Source organism: Amycolatopsis sp. NPDC059021 (genome assembly GCF_042739895.1).
Classification (GTDB): Bacteria; Actinomycetota; Actinomycetes; order Mycobacteriales; family Pseudonocardiaceae; genus Amycolatopsis.
The window spans coordinates 90,305-95,013 of the sequence record NZ_JBHYIQ010000029.1 but is presented as its reverse complement, the minus strand read 5'-3'; the positions used below and the strand labels follow the sequence as shown (position 1 = coordinate 95,013).

Annotated in this window: 6 protein-coding genes; 5 read left to right on the top strand and 1 reads right to left on the bottom strand. The window is 69.0% G+C overall.

Annotated features, from left to right (window positions below; all coding sequences use genetic code 11):
• Positions 1-163: 163 nt before the first annotated feature.
• Positions 164-793 (bottom strand): translation initiation factor IF-3, encoded by a 630-nt coding sequence (gene infC, locus ACFWX1_RS19465; RefSeq protein WP_378389130.1) that lies wholly within the window; start codon positions 791-793, stop codon positions 164-166.
• A gap of 182 nt (positions 794-975) precedes the next feature.
• Between infC and ACFWX1_RS19460 the strand changes: the two genes are divergently transcribed.
• From ACFWX1_RS19460 to ACFWX1_RS19440, 5 genes are all read left to right on the top strand, one after another.
• Positions 976-1,335, top strand: a complete 360-nt coding sequence (locus ACFWX1_RS19460; RefSeq protein WP_378327024.1) for a DUF1844 domain-containing protein — start codon at positions 976-978, stop codon at positions 1,333-1,335.
• Between the two features lie 72 nt (positions 1,336-1,407).
• A complete protein-coding gene (locus ACFWX1_RS19455) occupies positions 1,408-2,043 on the top strand; it encodes a GntR family transcriptional regulator (RefSeq protein WP_378389128.1) in 636 nt (211 codons plus the stop codon).
• On the top strand, positions 2,043-3,044 hold the full coding sequence (locus ACFWX1_RS19450) for a 1-aminocyclopropane-1-carboxylate deaminase (protein WP_378389104.1): 1,002 nt from the start codon (positions 2,043-2,045) through the stop codon (positions 3,042-3,044). The genes ACFWX1_RS19455 and ACFWX1_RS19450 overlap by 1 nt, the downstream gene beginning before the upstream one ends.
• A gap of 735 nt (positions 3,045-3,779) precedes the next feature.
• Positions 3,780-4,322, top strand: a complete 543-nt coding sequence (locus tag ACFWX1_RS19445) for a hypothetical protein (protein WP_378389102.1) — start codon at positions 3,780-3,782, stop codon at positions 4,320-4,322.
• Between the two features lie 129 nt (positions 4,323-4,451).
• The coding region (locus tag ACFWX1_RS19440; RefSeq protein WP_378389101.1) for a hypothetical protein at positions 4,452-4,709 on the top strand (258 nt) is incomplete at its 3' end.

Here is a 4,709-nt window from a genome sequence, read left to right as displayed (position 1 = left end):
CGCGCTCCCCCCTGAGCCCCCCCTCTCTCTGCTCATATCTGGGGGGTGCTTTGTAGACGCCCCCCGGGCCGCCCCCCCCGCGCCCCCCTCCGGCCCCCCTGACATGTGCTGGGCGGGCTGTGGCGGGACAGCCCTTCCCGGTGACCGACGAGGTCGGGCGGAGTCAGCCTTCGGGGGCGGGCTCGGCCTTCGCCGTCTTCGGCTTCACGTTCTTGTGCGGGGCCAGCACCATGATCATGTTGCGACCGTCCTGCTTGGGCGACGATTCGACGAAGCCCAGCTCGGTGACGTCGTCGGCGAGCTTCTGCAGCAGCCGGAAACCGAGTTCCGGCCGCGACTGCTCGCGACCGCGGAACATGATCGTGACCTTGACCTTGTTGCCCGCCGCCAGGAAGCGCGACACGTGACCCTTCTTGGTCTCGTAGTCGTGCTGGTCGATCTTGGGGCGCAGCTTCTGTTCCTTGATGACGGTCAGCTGCTGGTTGCGGCGGGACTCACGGGCCTTCTGCGCGCTCTCGTACTTGAACTTGCCGAAGTCCATGAGCTTGCACACCGGCGGGCGTGCCTGTGGCGCGACCTCGACGAGGTCGAGATCGTTTTCCTGCGCGAGCCGCAACGCGTCCTCGATCCGGACGATGCCGACCTGCTCACCAGCCGGCCCGACGAGTCGGACCTCCGGCACCCGGATGCGGTCGTTGATGCGTGTCTCGGAGCTGATGGGGCCTCCTTGGTCAGGTGACTGTTCTCTCGTGCCGACCTGGTGCCCACATAGCGAAGGCCCCGACGCCGAAATCGACGTGCGGGGCCCACTCTTTCCCGATCGCACCCGGCTGACGCCGGGCACTCCGCTCGAACAGCGTTACCGCCGAGCGGGACCGGACCCGGACACCTGTACGGTGACGCGGGTGGGAGCGGGGCTCCACTTGCTGGCCCCCGATCGCTCGGGGGCTGGTCGCTCGTGGAAGGGTACCAGACGTGTCGGAACAACCATCTCAGCAGCCCCCGTATTCCCCGGACGTCCGCGACCTGGAGGACATCCCGAGCGTCGAGGTGATCAGCAGGGCGGCCGTCATGCTGCTCTCGGCGGGCGCCGAGCGCCTCGGCCTCGCCGACGCCGATCCGGCGAACTCGCCGCACCGCGACCTCGACGAAGCGCGCCGGCTGATCACCGCGCTCGCCGGGCTGGTCACCGCCTCGGCCGAATACCTCGGCCTGCACGCCGGCCCGCTGCGCGACGGGCTCCAATCCCTGCAGAAGGCGTTCCGCGAGGCCTCCGCGGTGCCCGACGCACCCGGCCAGGGTCCCGGGGAAAAGTACACCGGCCCCGTCTACTGAACCTCCGCCCACCGGATTCCCTTCCGGATGGGTCTTGTGACAGCTAACATGTTAGATGTGAGTTCCCCTGGGTTGAGCAAGGTAGCGCGCTCCTTGCTGCGCGACGAGGCCTACGAACGCATCCGCAACGCGATCATCGACGGCAGCCTGCCGCCCGGCACCGCGTTGCGCGACGCCGATCTCGCCGAACAGCTCGGCCTTTCCCGGGCGCCCGTTCGCCAGGCGCTCACCCGCCTCGCCGAGGAAGGCCTCGTCGATTCGAAGCCGCAGAGCTACACCCGCGTCGCCGGCTTCGTGCCGGACGACGTCCGCGAAGCACTCGAACTGACCCGCGTGCTGCACGAACTGGCGGTGCGCCGGGCGATGCCGCGGCTCGGCGCGCGCGAAGTCGCCGAGATGCGGGCCGCCAACGACCGGTTCGCCGAGGCCATCGCGACGGGCGACGTCGCGGCCGCCGTCGCCGCCGACGACGAACTGCACGACGTGGCGGTGCGCGCCTGCGGCAACCGCGCGGTCGCCGCGACGATCGACCGGTACACCCCGCTCCTGCGACGGCTGGAGTACGCGCGGTTCGCTTCCCTGCCCGCGCAGCGCTCCGTCCGCAGGCACACCGAACTCATCGACGCGATCGAAGCGGGCGACACCGACCGCGCCGCCGCCGTCATCTCGACCATCTGGACCGACCTCGAACCGCTCCTGGAGGACTGATGCCGTTCGCCAAGTTCCCCCGCTTCCCGCTCCTGTTCGGCCCCTCCCCCGTCCACCCGCTCGAACGGCTCACCGCTGAGCTGGGTGGCGCGTCGATCTGGGCGAAGCGCGAGGACGTGAACTCCGGGATCGCGTTCGGCGGCAACAAGACCAGGAAACTCGAGTTCCTCGTCGCCGACGCGCTGGCCACCGGGGCCGACACGCTCATCTCGATCGGCGGCGTGCAGTCCAACCACACCCGGCAGGTCGCCGCCGCGGCCGCGCGGGCCGGGCTGAAAGCCGTGCTGGTCCAGGAAAGCTGGGTCGACTGGCACGACCCGCTCTACGACAAGGTGGGCAACATCCAGCTGTCACGGATCCTCGGTGCCGACGTGCGGCTGGTCGACGCGGAGTTCGGGATCGGCTTCAAGGAGAGCTGGGAGAACGCGGTCGCGGAGGTCGAGGCGACGGGCGGACGGCCGTACCCGATCCCGGCGGGCGCGTCGGATCACCGGCTGGGCGGGCTCGGCTTCGCCAACTGGGTCGTCGAGCTGCAACGCCAGGAGGCCGAGCTCGGGATCTTCTTCGACACGATCGTCGTCGCGTCGGGCACTGGGAGCACTCAGGCCGGGATGATCGCCGGCGCCGCCCTGGGCGGCCGGCCGCGACGGATCCTCGGCATCGACATCACGGCGAAGCCTGCCGAAACCCGGGACGCGGTGACGAGGATCGCCCGGAACACCGCCGAGCTGATCGGGGCCCGGCCGATCGAGGACGCCGACGTCCTGCTCGACGAGCGCTACCACGCCGGGGTGTACGGCATTCCCGACGAGTCCACTGTGGACGCCATCACCACGCTGGCGCGACTCGAAGGCGTCATCACCGACCCCGTGTACGAGGGCAAGTCGATGGCCGGGCTCATCGACCTGGTCCGCACCGGCGAAATCCCCCGCGACGCGAACGTGCTCTACGCCCACCTCGGCGGCCAGCCCGCGCTGAGCGGCTACACGAGCGTCCTCTGAGCTTGTCTTTTGAGGACCCGGTCGGCGGCATGCACCCAGTTGATCGTGAACGCAGCCCTTGGCCGCTGATCCTCTTGCGCTAGAAGGAAGCTCGATCCAAGGGCCGCGTGGTCGGTGTGCATGACGTCGATCGGGCGCGGACGCTCGGGGACCTGGACCGGTTCCGGCAATGAGCGGCGGCGCGCCCGCTGTGCCGCCGACTCGTTCGCGGCGCACCGACCTCGCCCAGTTGGCCATGCTCCCGGCCAGCCGGGCAGTCCGCGGAACCTCGCGGGTCTCCGTCCTGGGCAGAACGGCGACACGCTGCCCGCGAAGGCCGTCGTGAACCACCGGCGGTCTGGGGCATCGTCCTCAACCCGGCACGAGGTCGACGCATGTTACCGGCACGCCGCGCTAGCGTCGCCGTCATGGACCACGATGACCCGGCGAAACCGCACGGATGGCCAAGTGCTTTCAGACACGTGTCGGCGGCAAACGCAGGTGTCTCCACGGCCATCTTGCCCAGCGTCGTGAATGGCGACGGAAATGACTCCCCCAATTGGGGCATATAATTACAAGGGGGCCGAGCGTGCTTGACGTTGGTCATTTGCCGCCGATAGTGTCTGTTCGGGAGAGGGGAACGAGGGGACAATGCGTACATTTCTGTGTTTTTCCGCAGGTGTTCTGCTTGTCACGTTCTTGACGAGTTGCGCAGACGGGAGCGGGGCTGGCACGCCGACGAGGCCGGCCCCGCCGGTGACGTCGGCGGCGGCGTCACCTACGTCACCGACCCCGCAGCGGATCGCCGCTGATGGACAGGGCGACGAACGGGCCAAGCGTCTGCTGGCGAGGCTGCGGCAGGCGGTTCCGGCGACCGTGCCGGTCACGGATACCGGCGAGTCACGGGTGACCGATCGCGGCGGCGCCGGGGCGTCGGCGTCGTATCACGCGAGTGTCCTCATGCAGCCTGAGCAGCGGTTCTATGCCGCGTTGTCGGCCGAGGTCATGGACCCGCCGACGACGTCCGGCGAGGCTACCTGCGCGCCATGGATGTATGCCTGCAGCACCCGCGAGATCGGTGACACCACCGCGGTCATCACCGGCGACAACGCCTCGCAGACCGTGCTGGTGGACGTGTACCGGGCCGATCACGGCGTGCCGCTGCGCGTGCGGGCCACCCGGTCGGTCACCCGGGACACGTCGCTGTTCTGGCAAGGGGGAACACCGGCCCCGCAAATTCCGGTGAGTACCGACGCACTGGTCGCGCTCGCCGCCTCGCTCATCACCAACCCCGTCTGACAAAAAAGGGTTCCTGGTTTCTGTCGAATCATTGAAATTCGACAGGAGGTCAGTTCTGCGCACAATGCGCTGAACTGAAGTAGTGGTTTACGAAATCAGCAGTGCACGTACTTACTTGGGAGGGTTTTCGTGCGCTTTTCTCATACCAGCAGAAGAACCTACGGTGCCGCGCTGGCGGTGGCGGTGGCCGCCCCGGTGTGCCTGGCTCCGCTCGCGCAGGCGGCACCGGCTGACGAGCCTGGGCAGTTGCTGAAGCTGACCCGGCAGTACCTGCAGGACCGTGCCGGCCGGGGGACCGACCCCCGGCCGGCGGCGCTCACCGGGACGGCACTGACCACGGTGGCGGACCGCTGCGAGGTCCCCGCCCGGCTGGCGGGCGCGTCCGCG